We start from the raw sequence: 17,748 nt of genomic DNA, 5'->3' as shown, positions 1-17,748 counted from the left end.
TTTATTCTAATAACAAATAAAAAACACCCCTCGTTCATTAAAATCCAAAATAAAATTCTACTTTCGTAAACGATTACGAAAAAATGAAAACAAAAATCACTATTAGCGATATTGCGAAAGAATTAGGAATTGCACCTGCCACGGTTTCCCGTGCACTGAGTAACCATCCTGAAATAAGTGTCGCTACCAAGAAAAAAGTCAAAGCAGTTGCCGAACGTCTGGATTACAGACCCAACAAATTGGCTTCTTCACTGCGTTCCGGAAAAACAAAACTGATAGGCGTTTTAATCCCCACAGCAGAGCATTTATTCTTTGGATCAGTTATTCACGGTATTTCAAATCTAGCCAGTCAACAAGGTTACGACGTACTAATCTACCAATCGAATGAATCGGAAGAATTTGAAAAGAAAGGCATTGAAACTTTTATCAACGCCAGAGTTGATGGGATTTTAGTATCCATTTCTAAAAACACCACTGATTACTCGCATTTCGAATTAGTTAAAGAAAAAAATATTCCCATTGCTTTTTTTGACCGTACTAATGACAATCTGGGAATTTCATCTGTCAGCATCGACGATTATCTGGGTGCTTACATAGCAACAGAATCCCTGATAAAATCAGGATACAAAAGAATTGCACACATTTCCGGGCCACAACACAGCAAAGCGTTCGCAGAAAGAGTTCGGGGCTATCAGGCCGCTTTAAACCAATACAACATTCCTTTCGAGAATAACTTAATTTATAATGGCGACATCAGCATTGAAGCTGGAAGAAAAGGTGTTCAACACTTTCTGAATTTAGAAAACAAACCCGACGCTATTTTTGCCGTTGAAGATTTTACTGCCCTTGGCACCCTAAAAGAATTAAAAGAAATGGGAATCAAAGTCCCCGAAGAATTTGGAATTATCGGTTTTTGTAATGATTTATTTGGTGAACACATTACGCCTTCGCTTTCTACAGTCGATCAAAAAACAGTGCAAATGGGCGAAGAAGCTTTCAACCTTATTTATGAATTGATTTCGAAAAAAGGAGAAAAAACAAACAGCCAAAAACGAGTTTTAACTCCAACATTAATCCTTCGAGAATCTTCAAAAAAGAATTAAAAAAATTTTAAATAGTAACCGTAAACGATTACGTAAAACAACAAAAAATGACATACCAACCAGCAGCAAACCGATACGAGAACATGGAATACCGCCGATGTGGCAACTCAGGATTAAAACTATCCGCTTTTTCACTAGGACTTTGGCACAACTTCGGATTAAACAGTGATTTTGAAAACAGCCTAAACCTGATAAAAACGGCTTTCGATAACGGAATCACCCATTTTGATTTGGCTAACAATTATGGTCCGCCTCCGGGTTCAGCTGAAGAATGTATGGGGAAAATTTTAAAAATGGATTTCAAAAACCACCGGGACGAAATGATTATTTCTTCTAAGGCAGGTTATACGATGTGGGACGGTCCTTATGGTGATTGGGGTTCGAAAAAATATTTGGTTTCCAGCTTAGACCAAAGTTTAAAGAGAATGGATTTAGAATATGTGGATATTTTTTACCATCACCGCCCGGATCCTGAAACTCCTTTGGAGGAAACTATGGCAGCGTTGAATTTAATCGTGCAGCAAGGAAAAGCTTTGTATGTGGGAATTTCAAACTACCGCCCTGCCGAAGCTGAAAAAGCTTTTAAACTATTAAAAGAAATGGGGACGCCCTGCCTGATTCACCAACCTAAATATTCGATGTTTGAGCGTTGGGTTGAAGACGGACTTTTGGATTTATTAGGAAAAGAACAGGTTGGCTGCATTCCGTTTTCGCCTTTGGCACAGGGATTATTAACGGATAAATATTTAAACGGAATTCCGGCCGATTCCAGAGTAGTCACCAGCGGACAATTTCTAAATGCCGGCCATATTACTCCTGAAAGACTGGAAAAAATTGTTGCGCTAAACAATATTGCCAAAGAAAGAGGTCAAAAATTAGCCCAGATGGCTTTGGCCTGGATTTTGAGGGATGAGCGAATCACTTCGGTATTAATCGGTTCCAGTAAGCCGGAACAAATTACAGATTCTATCAAAGCTTTAGAAAACACCGCTTTTAGCAAAGAAGAATTAGACAAAATCAACCTGATTTTAAAATAAACAGGAACAATAACCTTAAACCAACCAAAATGAAAAATTTTAAATTTTGCCTCTTATCCTTTTTCGTAATTATAACTGCAGTCTTTTCGCAAGGCAGAAAAACAATCAACTTTGATGCTAACTGGCAGTTTACAAAAGGAGAAATAGCAGGCGCCGAAAAAGAGAATTTTAACGACAAAAGCTGGAGAACACTGGATGTCCCACACGACTGGAGCATCGAAGGTCCTTATGACCGTGAAAACCCAACGGCTCGTGGTGGCGGTTATTTACCTTCCGGAATTGGTTGGTACCGCAAAACATTTCAATTGGACGAAGCCGATTCAAAGAAATTATTTTCTATCGAATTTGATGGTGTCATGGCCAACAGCGATGTTTGGATTAACGGAAAACATTTAGGCAAACGTCCTTATGGCTACATCAGTTTCGCGTATGATTTGACTCCTTATTTGAACTTTGGAAAAGGAAAAAACAATGTAATTGCGGTTCGCGCTGATAATTCGATCCAGCCTGCTTCCCGCTATTATACCGGAGCAGGAATTTATCGTCATGTGCGATTGGTTGCCGTGAATCCAACACATTTCAAACATTGGGGAACGCAAATTACGACTCCAAATGCAACCGCTAAAAAAGGAATTGTAAACATCAAAACCGAAATAGAAAACAAAACTGCCGGAACTTATAAATTACAAATTGACATTATCGATAATACCGGAAAAGTGGTAAAAACTGTAGAAAGTCAGGAAAATATTGCCGCCGGAAAAAGCAGCGAATTATCAAAAGAGATTGAAATCATCAATCCAAAATTATGGGATATTGAAGAGCCTAATTTATACACTGTAAATACCAAACTCTATTCCGGGACTACACTAGTTGACAGTCAAACTATTTCTTTTGGTATCAAAAATGCCGAATTCAGAGCTGATACCGGTTTTTGGCTGAACAACAAAAATTACAAAATAAAAGGTGTTTGTCTACATCACGATGGTGGCGCTGTAGGAGCGGCAGTTCCGTTAGGGGTTTGGAAAGAACGTTTGAAAAAACTAAAAGAAGTGGGAGTAAACGGAATTCGTACTTCGCACAATCCTGTAGCTCCGGAATTTCTTGATTTGTGTGACCAAATGGGATTTGTGGTTATGGATGAAACTTTCGATACTTGGACTGCTGCGAAACACAATGGTGAAAAAGGATACAATCTAAACTTTAAAGAATGGTGGGAACAGGACACGAAAGATATGATTTTGAGAGACAGAAATCATCCATCTATTGTAATTTACAGCATTGGAAACGAAATTCACGACGACTTAAGTTATCCTGAAGGTTACAAAAGCTATAAAATGCAGGAAGATGTGGTAAAGAAATACGACAATAGCCGCCCAGTAACGATGGCGCTTTTCAGACCGGGAAATTCTAAGGTTTACCTTAGTGGTTTTGCTGAACACATGGAGCTTGTAGGGCAAAATTACCGCGAAAACGAATTGATTGCTGCCCACGAAGCACATCCAACCTGGAAAGTTATTGGTACCGAAAATACGCATGTAATCAGCCAATGGTTAGCCTTAAGAGACAAACCATACATGGCTGGACAATTTTTATGGACCGGTTACGACTATTTAGGCGAAGCCGACTGGCCGGAAACCACTAACAATCAGGGATTATTTGACCGAGCCGGAAACTGGAAACAACAATCATTGCAAAGAGACAGCTGGTGGTCTGAAGAACCTGTGGTGCATATTGTTAGAAAATCAGATAATGCAGGTGCCGGATTTTGGGTTGCCGACTGGACACCGAATGACTTCGATACTTATGATAATGCCAAAGTGAATGTGTACAGTAACTGCGACGAAGTGGAGCTTTTCCTGAACGACAAATCATTAGGTGCTTTGAAAAAACCTGCCGATGATTCGCCAAGAGAATGGAATGTTACTTTTGAAGAAGGAACCATCAAAGCTATTGGAAAAAATAACGGAAAAGTGGTTGCTCAGGAAGAACATACTTCTGCCGGAAAACCAGCCAAAATTATCCTAACCAAAAGTAATGCAACTGTAACTAACAACTGGGACGACGTTACTTTTATTACCGCAACTATAGTAGACGAAAAAGGAATCCGATGTGCCAATGCGGATAATCTAATCAAATTCTCCATAACTGATGCCGGGAAAATTGTTGCTGTGGATAACGGAAATATTATCGACCACGAAGGTTACCAAGGTCAGGCAACACGAGCGTATCAAGGAAAAGCGATTGCGATTATTAAAGCCGCTAAAGACAACGGCACAATTACAATTAAAGCCGATGTTGAAGGTTTGACACAAGGCTCCATTCCTGTTGAAATTGTTGCTGAGAAGAAATAATTTCAGTTTAACATAGACTAATAACAAAACAAGCTATCCTTAAAAAGATAGCTTGTTTTGTTTACAAGAAATGTTTCTGATTTAGTAATTATTATTGTTCTTGTCTTTAAAGAGACTTTGGAGAGCTGGGCGTTAGCAGTAGTTTTTTTTAACCTTTCCGTTTTGCCGTCATTATTTGTTCTTTATTGTTTTCGGAAAAATCGAAATTTCTTTTTCCATCAAAACTCCAAATCATTAAAAATTCATTTTCGTTTATTAGTTTAATTACTCCTAAAATTCTTCCCATTTCTTTATTTTCTTTCATCGCAACTAAATCAAGTTCAATGGGCGTTTTTTCATAATTTATTATATATTTCATTTCTCCTTTTTGACCATCATTTTTTCCGCCGTGTATGATGAAGCTTTTCCCATCAATAAATTCTCCGTTTACAGTCATTGAGGCATAATTATCTTCACTTAAAATAAAATCGGACTTATTTCCCCAATAATCAGTCATATTCCAATTTCCAACAAGGTTTAATTTTTTGATTTGAGAATATGAAGAACTATCGACGACAATTAAAATCAATAATAATATTTTTATATGAGATTTCATTTTTACGATTTTTTTTTTACTATTACTACTAACGTTCCCTTGCTACAAGAGGTTAGGGGGTTAAATTAAGCCTTATTTTCGGATTTGCCTAAACTTCCCAAATACTAGACCATTTTTTAATTCAGCCAATTACCCAAATCTCTTGTAGCAAGTGTTAGACGTTGTCTTTTTATATTATTTCTGTATTTATTGAACTTTCAATTCCTTTCATTATAACTTTATATAATTCTCTCGACAATTCAGTATATTGTTTTTCCGTTTCTTCTTTTTCAAACCACATATCATTCCAAGAGCCCATTCCTCCAAATACTAATGCTTTACTTGCAGACATTAATAATTGTCTATTTTCGAGTTCATAATTTTTCCAGCAGATTAGGTCGGTATGATAAAAATCTATTTCAGGTTTTTCACTTTCTAAAGTAAGTTTACTGCTTTCAAATATTTTACCCCAATTTTCAGTAGTTTGTTTGTATGCAAATTCAGCGATTTCTTCAAGTATATTTTTTAAATTATTCTTGGTTTCTAATACATCATATCTACGATTAATTGTTGCATTTTTGGAAATTGATTTACCGTAGGTTGCCTCCCAAGGTTTGTCTTTTATTTCTTTATTATGTTTCCAATTACTAATCCAAAAATCAGAATAATTTTTATAAATACATTCAATATACCAATTCCCCCCACCGCCAACAAATGCAGAAGTTCTATAATCATCATTATCTTCTGATTGATAATAAAGTGAAAGTTTTTGACAACCATTTTTACTTAAAAAATGAAACCATTCAATTGGATTATTAGCTACTGTAATTTCCTTGTCTTTAGTAAATAAGCTTTTCTTTATCTCTCTAAAGTCGACAGTATTACAATGTTGGAAAGTTGAATTTTGTGGATAAAATTCGTTAGTTTTATTTTTTATTAAATATTCATTTCCATAAGAAACTGTTGCAATTGTCTGTGCTAATATTCCTGTCATTTTCAGTTTTTTTTAAGATAACGGTTAACTTGTATATAGTCGCTACTTTATAACTCATTATTTCACAAATATAGAATAATATTTTTATTACAAATTAGCTAAGATATATTTAATTTATTGAATACTTTTCGTACCTACGTGGGTGTATATTTATTCCCGTTTCGCAAACAATTCTTTACCACACCCAACTACCACTGCACAGTTACACAAATTCTTTCGTGCAAATTAAAAAAACACTTTACTGACAACCAATCTATTAGAAAAAACAGCGGAAATTTATTCGTTATACTTGCCGTTGGCATTAGTTATTTTACCAAATAAGGCTATATTTGCGCCCACAAAACTTTTACTACGGGCGTAGTTCAAGGGTAGAATAGCGGTCTCCAAAACCGTTGATGGGGGTTCGAATCCCTCCGCCCGTGCAAAAAAACAAAGCCGCAAGAATTTCATCTTGCGGCTTTGTTTTTTCTATCTTTTAATTCTTAAAAACTTTTTTCAAAAAACCATCGATATACTGAATTGTTGGTTCAAACCAGGGATTGTACAAACAGAAAGAATGGGGCGAATTTTCGAATTCATGCACTTCTGAATAAATGCCGTTTTCAGTCAAAACCTTTCTGAAATCATCACGTCCGGCATGCATGCGGGCTACTGAACTGTTGATGAAAATAAACGGCGGAGTCTTAGCACTAACATAGCTTAAAGGTGATGCTGCTTCCCAAAGTTTCAGATTGTCTTTTTTAGAATAGCCAAACCAATAGGTTCCCGCAGAAATCTTTTTGCTGTCATCACCTTCACCTCCTTCAGGATGCACAAAAGATAAAGTTCCATCAATATCAACAACAGCATTGACTTGAGATTGCGAATCGGAATTAGTTACTACACCTTCAAACAACGGCATATTCCCGGTTGTTCCCATAAAAGCCGCCAATTCGCCTCCGGCAGAAAATCCCAGAGTTACAATTTGGTCAGGATTCACATTGTAGTGATTTGCATTTTCACGAACCCAACGTATAGACGCTTTCACATCATAAACCGCTGCAGGAAAAAGCGCTTCGGTTGACAAACGGTACTCGGGCGTAAAACACACATAGCCCAAAGAAGCCAATTTCTTCGCCATCGGATGATGCTGTTGCCTATTTCCCGAACGCCAGCCACCACCGTGGATAATGATAATGGCCGTTTGTTTTTGCTGCACATTTTTATCAAAAAAAACGTCCAGTTTCATCTTGCGTTTGCCATAACTACAATAGACAACATCGTTCTTTTGCTTTACATTTTCAAAATGCATCTCAGGAACCATTGTAGCCTTAGGAAAGTATTTCAGTGTTTTTTTAAAATCGGCTTTGGTGTTGTAGGATGTATCCGTAACATTGGTCAATCCTTTTAAATATTGGGCATTCAGACTTTGAAAAGAAAGCATTCCCAAAAACACTACACTCACACTTTTAATACAACACTTTATTTTTTCCATTTAAAATTTTAATTTATTTATTCGAAAGGATGAATTTAAAAAAACTATTCCTAAAAACACCACTACTTTTACAATAGTTGTGCTTTTAGGAATAGTTTAGACTTTATTTAGAAATAATTATTTTAACTCAAATGCACCTAAATCGGGAGCTGCACCAAGATAAGGAATCCCTTCGATTATAACTCCTTTATCAATAAGGTCAGACGTTGCTTTTAACTTCATAAAAGTTACGTCCGGCAGACTTCCATCCGCTTTTCGGGCCTGAATTAACTGACTGATTTCTGTACTTTCAAAATCAGTAGCATCAGTAAGCAAACCGTTTAGCCATCCATTATTAGTAACATCTAAAACATCGGCTTTTACACTTCCGTAAGCTCCAATGGCACATGAATTTTTCAAAGTCAATTTAGCTAAAGGATTTGTTGAACTAAAATTGTAATTGTTCCCATTACTATAAGCCGAACAATTATAAATTTCAACATTACCACGGTTACTGTTGTGATCAAAACCATCGGCTACATTTCCTGTTGCAATACAGTTTTTATAAATACCGTTATGCTTTAATAATTTGTCATCACTACCTCCGGTTTTAAAACCGTTTCCATCACCAGCGCCTTTGCTACCATCTTTTAAATATCCATTTTTAATAGCCCAACAATTGGTATAAGATGTTGTCACATTATCCGCTCCTCTTAAATAACCATCCCAACCATCATCGAGATTTTGCCAGGCTCTGCAACCAATAAATTTATTTCCTGTACCAACATTTAATTTACAGGCAAATCCATCGGCATTTTCCAAAGTAGAATCGGCATTGAAATAAGAATCACAATTTAAAATCGTATTGTTTGAAGCTCCGTTATCCAATTGCAATCCTGAATCAGAACATTCTGAAAACGAACAAAATTCTATCGTATTATTACTTCCTTTAACCTGCATTCCGTTATCACCTGCTTTATAAACATCAATCGCTTTGATATGAATATAATTTCCGGCAACCACAATCCCCTGATTCGAAGAACCTTCTCCTATTGCTGAAAAATCAAGTTTAGCTCTGGTTCCATCCATTTGCCCTAAAATAGTGATTTCATTACCCGAAGTTCCCGAAGCACTTAAGGTAATTTTCGAATTCATCACATAAGTTCCTCCATTAAGAAAAACGGTTTCTCCAGCCTTAACCTTAGATAAAGCAACCAGTAATTCTGTCGCGTTAGAAACGGTATAGGTGTATGTTGGCCCAGTAATAAAAGACGAAATGGTTATCGTTTTTGTGGCTTTAATTATATTTTTATCCGATGCTGTTGCCGTAATAGTTACTGTCCCATTTTTAAGAGCCGTAACTAATCCGGTAGAAGAAACAGTAGCGATGCTGTTATCCGACGAACTCCAAGTCACTATTTTTGATGTAGCATCAGAGGGCAAAACAGTCGCTGTTAATTGTGAGGTTGTCCCCGAAGTAATATCAGCTCCAGAAATACCAATTGAAGAAACATAGACCACGTTAACACCTGTATTTTCAGAAGCTTTTATATCATCTTTCGAACAAGAAAAAAGTGCGAACAAAAAGAATATTTTAAAAAAATTTTTCATGATTAATTAATCGTTAATACAGCTAAGCTGTTGTTAGTGTAACAATAAAATAAAGCAAAAGAATACTATACCTAAAGAGGTATGCCTAAGACATACCTCCTGGTTTATTACTCAATAATTGTATAAAAAAACGCTGTTATTTAATCCAACGTGGATCCCCTACTTTTCTGTCTTTTAAAGTTTGATTACTAATGGTAAAATCAGCCGAAGCAGCATTTGTAAATCCGGGATCTAATTGTGTACCGGATGCATCATAACGAATTGGTGAAGCTGCAACAGTATACAAATTAGCTGCATTTGTATAATTATTATTTGTAAAAGTTGGGTTATTAGTCGTACTTTGATTTGCATACAATGCATTAGTGCTATCAAAAATATTGTTTTTAGAAATCAATGTATGAGTTGCAAAACGCACATAGAAAATACGTCTGTAAGTAGTAGTTGAACTATTACTTGTTTTATACAGGGTATTTGAATCTAATGTAACATTAGTGTTACCGGTATAAGCTGTTGTTGCATCCACCCTTACAAAATCTCTATCGGCAGAACAATTTACAAAAGTATTATTCTTAATCATAATATCTCCAATAAAGCTCAAACGAAAATCAATAAAATCACCTCCTGCAGCTGTATTAACATTTTTGACTATTGAATTCTCGATAGTGAATGAGGTAATCTTAGCAGCAACGTTGGCAGCAACTAATGAACGGGTAAAATCATGGATATTACATCCACTATACAACAAAGTGCCATAATTGTTTGAAGCTTCATTAAAACGAAGCAAATCTGTCATCGTGCTTCCTCCTGTTAAATCTAAATCAATAAGTGATACATTGGCAGTACCAGCTGCTAACAGGAAATTCAATTTTAACAATGGTTTATTAAAACTTCTCAAACCTCTTATAGTAATAGACTTAGCCAGCGTTACCGTAGCTGTTTGAGCAGTATAATCACCAGGCTCTAAAACCAAAACAGCACCAGAAGCCGCGTTAGCAATTTTTTGCAATAAGTCATCTGTAGGTTTTACCAATGTTGCATCACCTACATCAATACCTGTTGTAAATGTTAACACGCCTCGTTTTTTAGTGCCATTATACAAAGTTGCTGTATAAGCGGTTTCTCCTGATAATCCTGTTATTGTAGCTTTACCGTCAATTTTTTCCTGAGCTGTAATTGCATGAGTAATATTTCCGGGCATCAATGTAATTTGAGTCACATTACTATTAGGGATCCAACGCAATGTAGCCTGAGTAGCCAAAATATCCCCATCGATAATACTTGTAAAAATCTGCTCGGTAAGTGTAGTTGCCGTAACAGTTGTCCAATTTGAATCTTCCAAACCATTTACTATCGCTTTTATTCTGATAGAATAAACGGTTTCTCCTTCCATCTGTATCTTTACAGGTAATTCAGAAGCGTTAACATTCACTGTTTTTGCTATAGTAGCAAAATTGGGATCATCGGCACTAAACTCTACCACATAATGATCTACATTATCACGTGGAGTCCAGTTCAATTCAACCGTAGTTTGAGTCCTAATTTTAGCCGTCAAATCAATAGGAGCAAAAGCCCTGCTTACTTCCAATTCATTGATTAAATCTTCTGTATATCCTGAGCAGCTGATTAAAGTTCCTAAGAGTAGCAAGGAAGCTAAAAATGTTTTAATTATAAATTTTGTTTTCATAACTCATATTTTTTATATTTTCCTGAGTAAAAACCATGTTCTATAGCACTTATTAAGTAGTACTACATCAACCAATCAATACTCTAAAAAATCTTTATTAACTATTTTCCTTGTTAGTTTTCTTAATTATTTGTCAATTGTTGATTACTTCCGTCAATAAACACTTGCCAAATTGGCCAAAACTGATGTGCATCAGGATTAATGGTTGCATCATATAGGGAACTGATTTTAACTGCATCTAATTTCACCCATGTTTTAGCTGTGTATTCAACACCCGGATTAGTAGTTTCTCCTCTGTTTAAACCATAAATATCTAAAGAAACATTATCAGAAGAAGTTTTGAAATACAAAGTTGAAGGAACATCTGCATATTCACCTGTACGAGCCTGAAGATTGGTCATTTTAACTTTAGCCTCATCTAATTTTGTTTTTAACAAATTCCAACGAATAAGCGCCTGTTTACGTTCCATTTCACCGGTAAACTCAAATTTATGTTCATCTACAATGGCATTGAACATGGCCTCTTTTGTAGTTAAAGCATTTACATAACTTTCAACCATTGTTGCCTGATAAGCCGTTGGAAATGCTCTTTTACGAATTTCTTTCAGATAGGCAGCTGCAGCGGTAGGTCCTTCTAGTTCATTAGCTGCTTCTGCAGCAATTAAAAGAACTTCTGCGTAACGCATATACAACTTATCTACACCATCGTCATTAGTAGAAGTTACATAACGAGACATCCATTCATATCTGTATTTACCAAAATACCAGGTATCCAAATCATTCAATTCCTGTTTAGCGACACCACTAACTGCAGTTCCATATTTATAAGGTACACAACTTACATTTCTTCGTGTATCATTTTTGTTGTAATCATAAAAAACAAAAGGCAATGGTCCACAAACTCCTCCTTTATTTGTCCCGTTTGCCTGAAACTGATCAACAGAATTATGACGAACAGCAAAAGTAAATAACATACGACCACGACCATCTGCAAAAGGAATTTGCCATAATGATTCACCTCCTGCAGTTAAATCTTCCTGATTGTATTTTTTCCATAAGGTTTCAAAAGAAGATTCCAGATGCGCTGTTCCACTATTAATAATGTCTTTACATTCATCTAAAGCTAATTGATACATTTTCGCAACTGAAAGATCAGCATCATTACTTCTTCTTATCCCATCAGAATATTGTTGAAAACCACTGGCAGCCATTGCTAAACGGGCTCTCAAAGCTTTAACAAAAGCCTTATTTACTCGTTCAACATTTGAAGTTGCTGTTGTTGCATTAGGCCAAGGCACTAAATCTTCAGCTTCACCTAAATCAGCGATAATTTGTTTGTAAATCACATCACGACTACTTCTAGGCAAGTATAAAGTTTCTGAAGATATTGGTTCAAAACGAGCCGGAATATCGCCCCATGCCTTCAATAAATCTGCGTAATAAACTGCTCTAAGAGTTAAAGACTCGCCTAAAAGATAGCCTAATTCTGTTCCAGGTTGCGGATTACCATAGTTACGCAAACCTCTGATACAAATATTTGCTCTTTCAATTCCAGAATACATCATTGCCCAGGCATTGTTAGTTGTATTCATATTGGTGTTAGTTGCAGGTGTATTATAATTACATAATTCCGTATTGGCACTAGCCGTTTGAGAAGTATTATACCATTCCACATCGGTGTTTAATCCATACCAAGGCAAAAAACGACCACGATAAGAGTTTGTTTCTCCAAAAGGCACTTTAATGCCGTCCACAGCCCCCTTAGCTAAACCTGCATTGGAAAAAATTATTGATTCATCAAGACTTGATTTTGCAGGAGCGTCCAAAAAATCATCAGAATTACATGAGGTAAAAACACCTAAGGTAACTATAGAAATATATAAAAGTATTTTTTTCATTTTTATTCAATTAAAAATTAAGATTTAAACCAAAAGAAACCTGTCTGCTTCTAGGAAATGGAGAATAATCCACACCTGGTGTAAGCGGTGTTCTTCTAATCGTAGAAACCTCGGGATCTAAACCTGAATATTTTGTAATTACAAAAACATTATTAGCCGTTGCATAGAATCTTAACTTAGAAATCCCATATTTAGATAAAGCATCAGCAGGTACGGTATATCCTAAAGAAAGGGTATTTAAACGTATGAAAGAGCCATCTTCAACTGCCCAATCACTAAACACATAACGACTCATAAAAGGGGACCACAAAGTAGTATTAGCATTCAATGTTTGTAATTCTACAGGATCTGTAACTAATTCACCTGCTGCATTAAAATTAGTCCATCTATTGTCTGAAGCCATTTGTAAACTTAAATTTCTATACTGTGTATTTGTTGTAGCTGTTGTAAACTCAACTTTATTTGCATTATAGATATCGTTACCGAAACTATAATTAAATGCAGCCGACAAATCAAAACCATAAGCATTGGCATTAATTACAAAACCTCCTGTATGTTTTGGATTTGCATTACCAATAATTGTCTGATCATTAGCGTCTACTTTACCATCATTATTCAAATCTTTCAATTTCATTACTCCCGGAGAAACTGTTCCTACTACTGCAGTTGCATTTGCTACATCAGCTCTCAAAGTGTAACTTGTTCCGTTGTAATCAAAATCAGAAACTTCGTAACGTCCATCACTTTTATAACCATACATTAATCCTAATGGTTGCCCTACTCTTACCACATAATCATTACCGATAGCAGTAGATGCCCAAGCTGTTGACACTCCGAAATCACTCATTATTCCTAATGAATTAATGCGGTTTTTATTCATCCCAAAGTTCAAAGAAAAACTCAAACCATAATTTGGTTTATTAATCGCTGTTACACTTAAAGTTGCCTCAACTCCTGTATTTTGAGTCTCTCCCATATTTCTGTACTGAGTATCATAACCTGTACCAGGAACTGGAAAATTAATCAACAAATCTTTGGTAACATTTTTATAAGCTTCAACACTTCCACTTAATTTTCCGTTAAATAACTCATAATCCAAACCAAAATTTTGAGTCACAGTAGTTTCCCATTTTAAATCCGGATTTGCCAATACTTTTGAAGCAGACCAATAGTTAGTTATACCATTAATCCAAGTTGTAGTACTGGATGAATATAATTGAGAAGTTTGCCCTGATGGTATATTATTATTTCCTGCCTGTCCATAACTGGCTCTAACTTTCAATAATTTTAACCAGCCAACATTTTTCAAGAAATCTTCTTCTGAAAGTTTCCATGCAAGAGCTGCTGACGGAAAATATCCCCAACGATTTTTTCCTAAGAATTTACTGGAACCATCGGCACGGTATGTAGCTGTGAATAAATAACGGTTTTTATAATCATATGTCAAACGTCCAAAATAAGATAACAACTTATCTTCAGGAGCATAATTAGTTTCTGTAAACAAAGCTACCCCCTGAGAAGAAAGATTTTTGGCACTTTCAAAACCAAAAAACAAAGGAAATCCGTTAATTTCACTTGCTAATTCAGTACTATTAGACTTGATTAACTCCTGACCAAGTAACAATTTCAAACTATGGTCTTCTCCTATTATTTTCTTAAAATCATAATTAGCCGTATTTGCAATTCTAAATCTAACATTTTTAGTATCTGAAATAGCCAAAGCCGGTTTCCCTTGATTTTCAGCAGCTACCTGATTATTTACATAATAAGTTGAACGTCCGTAAAAACGATAATCCTGTAAATAATAATTATCTAAACCTAAATCAGAACCTAATTGAAGTCCTGGTAATATTTTATAGGAAATACCTCCTAGTAAATTAAAATTCTTTCTGTTTTGAAGACGATCATTGTCAGCAACAGCAACAAAAGGATTTACTAAATAACCCGCTACAGCTTCATCTGTATTATCTGTAGTTAAACCCGGTAATGGAATAGGCGAATAACCAACACTATGACGCAAACGAGCATCTGCCGAAACGGATTTTGCGTTTTGTTCATTTGTTCCTCCACCATTAATTTGAGTATCCGAGTAACGCATTGTAAATGACAAATCAATCTTTTCAGACGCTTTATTTTTTACACTAAAAGATAAATTATTTCTTTTATACTGAGATCCCAGCATAATGGTTTTCTCATCAATATGAGCATAATTAAAATTGAAATTCATTTTATCAGTTCCGCCACGAATACCTAAATCCCGGCTTCTGGTTTCACCTAAACGACCATAAATCTGCTTTTGCCAGTTATTCCCTTTCATACCTGAATATAGATCTCTGTCACCCCATTGACCAAAATATTGTTGATAGGAACTATCATCAGCATCAAAACGATTTACAAATTCATATTGTAACTTCACATATTCTTCAGGTTTCAAAACATCAATTGTACTGGCTATTTTTTTTAACCCATAATACGTATTAAATGAAACTGAAATTTTACCATCTTTACCCTTTTTAGTAGTAACCAAAATAACCCCGTTTGCCCCTCTGGAACCATAAATTGCAGTAGAAGAAGCATCTTTAAGTACTGTTATTGTTTCGATATCTGAAGGCGCAATATCATTTAAACTGGAAACAGGAAAACCATCAACAATTACCAAAGGGGAAGCATCCTGAGTTAATGAACCGCCTCCTCTGATTCTAATTTTAATATCAGCATCCGGAGAACCTTCTGCAGAAGTAACCTGAACACCAGCTACACGTCCTGTTAAACTCTCCGCAACGTTGTTCATGTTGGTTTTTTTCAAATCATCACCCGAAATAGCCGCAACTGAACCTGTTAAATCTCCTTTTTTTGCAGTACCATAACCTATCACTACTACTTCATTTAAAGTAGAACTTTCATCCTTTAAAACGATATTCATCGTCTTATTTTGCCCCACTACCTTAGTTACGGTTTCATATCCGATAAATGAAAACACCAATGCACTACTGCTACCATTTACCCGAATAGAAAATTTACCGTCAAAATCGGATTGAATACCGTTTTTAGTACCCTTTTCCAAGACATTTACTCCGGGTACAGGCATATTATTTACATCAGTAATCACCCCTGTTACCAGAATACCCTGTTGAGCTGTTTTTTTACTATCAGAGACAGTCTCTTTATCTAAAACCTCCTTCTCCTTTTTCAATATAATCTGACGATCATTGACATAATAAGCAGTGTTTGTACCTTTAAACAGAATACTTAAAATATCATCTATCTTTTGTTTCTCAACATTAAAATTAACTTTTCTATTGAGGTCAATTTGATTGCTTTCAAAAAGAAATCTGTATTCAGAAACGGATTCAATTTTATTGAAAACCTGTTCCACAGTTGCTTCCTTGAATTTCAATGACAGTTTCGTATTTTGCGAATAACTGCTCGCTTGAATTTTAACCAAAGACAGTATCAGTAATATTGTGGTTAGTTTCATTTTAAGGCTTATTTTAGGTAAGTACGGATAGAGCCATCTTCCGTTAATTATTTTTTTCATACTTTTGGTTTGATTTTAAATGATTAGATTCGATACGTCGTTTGAAACACCTTACTAAATCGGGAAATACTGGTACTATTTTCCGATTTTTTTTTCATGCATTTCTTCCTTAAAAAAATTACATGCTCACCTCATAAATTTGTTTATTTTAGTCTGTTATTAAATTAGTTTATTATTATTTGTTTGCCTTCTTTCTTAAAAGTAAAATCCTGTATTTTACCCATTGCCTTTAAAACATCATCAATAGTTTCAACATTTTTATTAAAACTACCATTGAATTTTTTATCTAACAGCTCTTTTTTATTGTTATCAATTGTTACGTTATAACAACGCTCTAATTTTATAATTATATCTTTAAAAGCCGTTTTTCTAAACACTAATTCTCCTGTCATCCATTGGGTATAAAAGCTTGTATCTACCTTTTCTACAACAATCTCTTTTTGACCATTATTCCAAGTACCTTTTTCACCCGGAACTAAGATTGCTTTCTCATTTGGCATTGTGGCATTTGATAAACTTACAGAACCTTCCACCAATACCGTATTAATATCAGCATCCTCTTTATAAGAACTCACGTTGAATTTTGTACCTAAAACACGTACATCAACACCTCTTGTTTTTACAATAAAAGGATGCGCTTTATCCTTAGAAACTTCAAAAAAAGCTTCACCGTCTAAAACAACTTCTCTATTATGACCTTTGATAAATTGAACCGGGTATTTTAAAGAAGAACCTGCATTCATACTAACTTTTGTCCCATCAGACAAAGTCACTGTAAAGGTTTTTCCGTAAGGGATTTTAATTTCATTATAGACCAACTTATCCATGGATTTATTGGAGCTATAACTGATTTGGTTTTCATTTTGAGAAGCAACAATGGTTCCGTCTTTTTTAATGATTTGATTCGAACCATTTGGATTAAGCACTTGAATATCCCCATTTTCCAAAACTAACTGGATTGCATCTTCCGGTATTACAACAGTAGCTTCTTTAGCTGTTTTATATTGGAATACATAAACCAAACCTAACATGGCAATAAATACTGCGGCATATTGAAAAATAGTTTTCCAATGAATAACAATAGTCTTCTTCTTCAAATTGATTCTGTCTTTGAATTCTTCCCAGTTTTGTTCTTCATCCATCGATTCAACAAACGACAGTGCCTCATCAAGCAAATGATTCTCTTTCAACTCCTTAATCAATTCCTGTTCTTCAGGAGACAACAATTTTATTCTGGAAGCATCAATACTTCCATTACTTACAATTTCTTTTAGGATAGCAACCAATTCAGAGTTCGATTTCATATTTTTATTAGGTATGTTAAACATATGTTACAGAAAAACGGATTTAGGGTGACAAGATTCCTGATATTTTTTATTTTTTTTCTATATATTTTAAAAAAACAAACTATTTATTTCACATTTAACGATTACCAATTTTTCAGAAACTACTAAACATAAAAAAAGCCTGAATCTCTTCAGGCTTTTCTTTAAACAAAACTAACT

11 protein-coding genes and 1 tRNA gene are annotated in these 17,748 nt (G+C 35.1%); 4 read left to right on the top strand and 8 right to left on the bottom strand.

What is annotated here, in order from left to right:
* The first annotated feature begins 83 nt into the window (after positions 1 to 83).
* Genes BLR17_RS06530 through BLR17_RS06520 form a run of 3 tightly spaced genes read left to right on the top strand, consistent with a single transcriptional unit; the run spans position 84 to position 4,491 of the window.
* Positions 84 to 1,103, top strand: coding sequence for a LacI family DNA-binding transcriptional regulator (locus BLR17_RS06530; RefSeq protein ID WP_066326664.1), 1,020 nt, complete (start codon positions 84 to 86; stop codon positions 1,101 to 1,103).
* Between the two features lie 47 nt (positions 1,104 to 1,150).
* Positions 1,151 to 2,140, top strand: coding sequence for an L-glyceraldehyde 3-phosphate reductase (mgrA, locus tag BLR17_RS06525; RefSeq protein WP_066326665.1), 990 nt, complete (start codon positions 1,151 to 1,153; stop codon positions 2,138 to 2,140).
* Between the two features lie 29 nt (positions 2,141 to 2,169).
* Positions 2,170 to 4,491 carry a glycoside hydrolase family 2 TIM barrel-domain containing protein gene (locus BLR17_RS06520; protein WP_066326666.1) on the top strand — a complete coding sequence of 774 codons (2,322 nt, stop codon included), beginning with the start codon at positions 2,170 to 2,172 and terminating at the stop codon, positions 4,489 to 4,491.
* A 148-nt stretch (positions 4,492 to 4,639) separates the two neighbouring features.
* Here the strand turns inward: BLR17_RS06520 and BLR17_RS06515 are convergent, their stop codons facing one another.
* A complete protein-coding gene (locus BLR17_RS06515; protein WP_066326667.1) occupies positions 4,640 to 5,086 on the bottom strand; it encodes a hypothetical protein in 447 nt (148 codons plus the stop codon).
* Between the two features lie 169 nt (positions 5,087 to 5,255).
* A complete protein-coding gene (locus BLR17_RS06510; protein ID WP_066326669.1) occupies positions 5,256 to 6,059 on the bottom strand; it encodes a hypothetical protein in 804 nt (267 codons plus the stop codon).
* A 351-nt stretch (positions 6,060 to 6,410) separates the two neighbouring features.
* Here BLR17_RS06510 and BLR17_RS06505 point away from each other — a divergent pair.
* A tRNA-Trp gene (locus tag BLR17_RS06505) sits at positions 6,411 to 6,481 on the top strand.
* Positions 6,482 to 6,534: 53 nt separating this feature from the next.
* Here BLR17_RS06505 and BLR17_RS06500 read toward each other — a convergent pair.
* From BLR17_RS06500 to BLR17_RS06470, 6 genes are all read right to left on the bottom strand, one after another.
* Positions 6,535 to 7,533, bottom strand: coding sequence for an alpha/beta hydrolase (locus BLR17_RS06500; protein ID WP_245683119.1), 999 nt, complete (start codon positions 7,531 to 7,533; stop codon positions 6,535 to 6,537).
* Positions 7,534 to 7,650: 117 nt separating this feature from the next.
* Positions 7,651 to 9,096: a right-handed parallel beta-helix repeat-containing protein gene (locus BLR17_RS06495; RefSeq protein WP_169817150.1), complete on the bottom strand. Its 1,446-nt coding sequence runs from the start codon at positions 9,094 to 9,096 to the stop codon at positions 7,651 to 7,653.
* A gap of 163 nt (positions 9,097 to 9,259) precedes the next feature.
* Positions 9,260 to 10,807, bottom strand: a complete 1,548-nt coding sequence (locus tag BLR17_RS06490; protein WP_066326672.1) for a DUF5123 domain-containing protein — start codon at positions 10,805 to 10,807, stop codon at positions 9,260 to 9,262.
* Between the two features lie 122 nt (positions 10,808 to 10,929).
* A complete protein-coding gene (locus BLR17_RS06485; protein ID WP_066326673.1) occupies positions 10,930 to 12,705 on the bottom strand; it encodes a RagB/SusD family nutrient uptake outer membrane protein in 1,776 nt (591 codons plus the stop codon).
* 10 nt (positions 12,706 to 12,715) lie between these two features.
* A complete protein-coding gene (locus BLR17_RS06480; protein WP_139068336.1) occupies positions 12,716 to 16,243 on the bottom strand; it encodes a TonB-dependent receptor in 3,528 nt (1,175 codons plus the stop codon).
* A 164-nt stretch (positions 16,244 to 16,407) separates the two neighbouring features.
* Positions 16,408 to 17,547: a FecR family protein gene (locus BLR17_RS06470; protein WP_066326674.1), complete on the bottom strand. Its 1,140-nt coding sequence runs from the start codon at positions 17,545 to 17,547 to the stop codon at positions 16,408 to 16,410.
* Between the last annotated feature and the right edge of the window lie 201 nt (positions 17,548 to 17,748).

It is taken from the genome of Flavobacterium glycines, from assembly GCF_900100165.1.
GTDB lineage: Bacteria > Bacteroidota > Bacteroidia > Flavobacteriales > Flavobacteriaceae > Flavobacterium > Flavobacterium glycines.
The sequence above is the reverse complement of the archived record's forward strand: the minus strand, read 5'-3'. Positions and strand labels throughout refer to the sequence as shown.

What these genes read in the sequence shown, in the direction of transcription:
- BLR17_RS06530 (WP_066326664.1), top strand. Translation starts at nt 84, where the DNA reads ATGAAAACAAAAATCACTATTAGCGATATTGCGAAAGAATTAGGAATT.
- mgrA (WP_066326665.1), top strand. Translation starts at nt 1,151, where the DNA reads ATGACATACCAACCAGCAGCAAACCGATACGAGAACATGGAATACCGC.
- BLR17_RS06520 (WP_066326666.1), top strand. Translation starts at nt 2,170, where the DNA reads ATGAAAAATTTTAAATTTTGCCTCTTATCCTTTTTCGTAATTATAACT.
- BLR17_RS06515 (WP_066326667.1), bottom strand. Translation starts at nt 5,086, where the DNA reads ATGAAATCTCATATAAAAATATTATTATTGATTTTAATTGTCGTCGAT.
- BLR17_RS06510 (WP_066326669.1), bottom strand. Translation starts at nt 6,059, where the DNA reads ATGACAGGAATATTAGCACAGACAATTGCAACAGTTTCTTATGGAAAT.
- BLR17_RS06500 (WP_245683119.1), bottom strand. Translation starts at nt 7,533, where the DNA reads ATGGAAAAAATAAAGTGTTGTATTAAAAGTGTGAGTGTAGTGTTTTTG.
- BLR17_RS06490 (WP_066326672.1), bottom strand. Translation starts at nt 10,807, where the DNA reads ATGAAAACAAAATTTATAATTAAAACATTTTTAGCTTCCTTGCTACTC.
- BLR17_RS06485 (WP_066326673.1), bottom strand. Translation starts at nt 12,705, where the DNA reads ATGAAAAAAATACTTTTATATATTTCTATAGTTACCTTAGGTGTTTTT.
- BLR17_RS06480 (WP_139068336.1), bottom strand. Translation starts at nt 16,243, where the DNA reads ATGAAAAAAATAATTAACGGAAGATGGCTCTATCCGTACTTACCTAAA.
- BLR17_RS06470 (WP_066326674.1), bottom strand. Translation starts at nt 17,547, where the DNA reads ATGAAATCGAACTCTGAATTGGTTGCTATCCTAAAAGAAATTGTAAGT.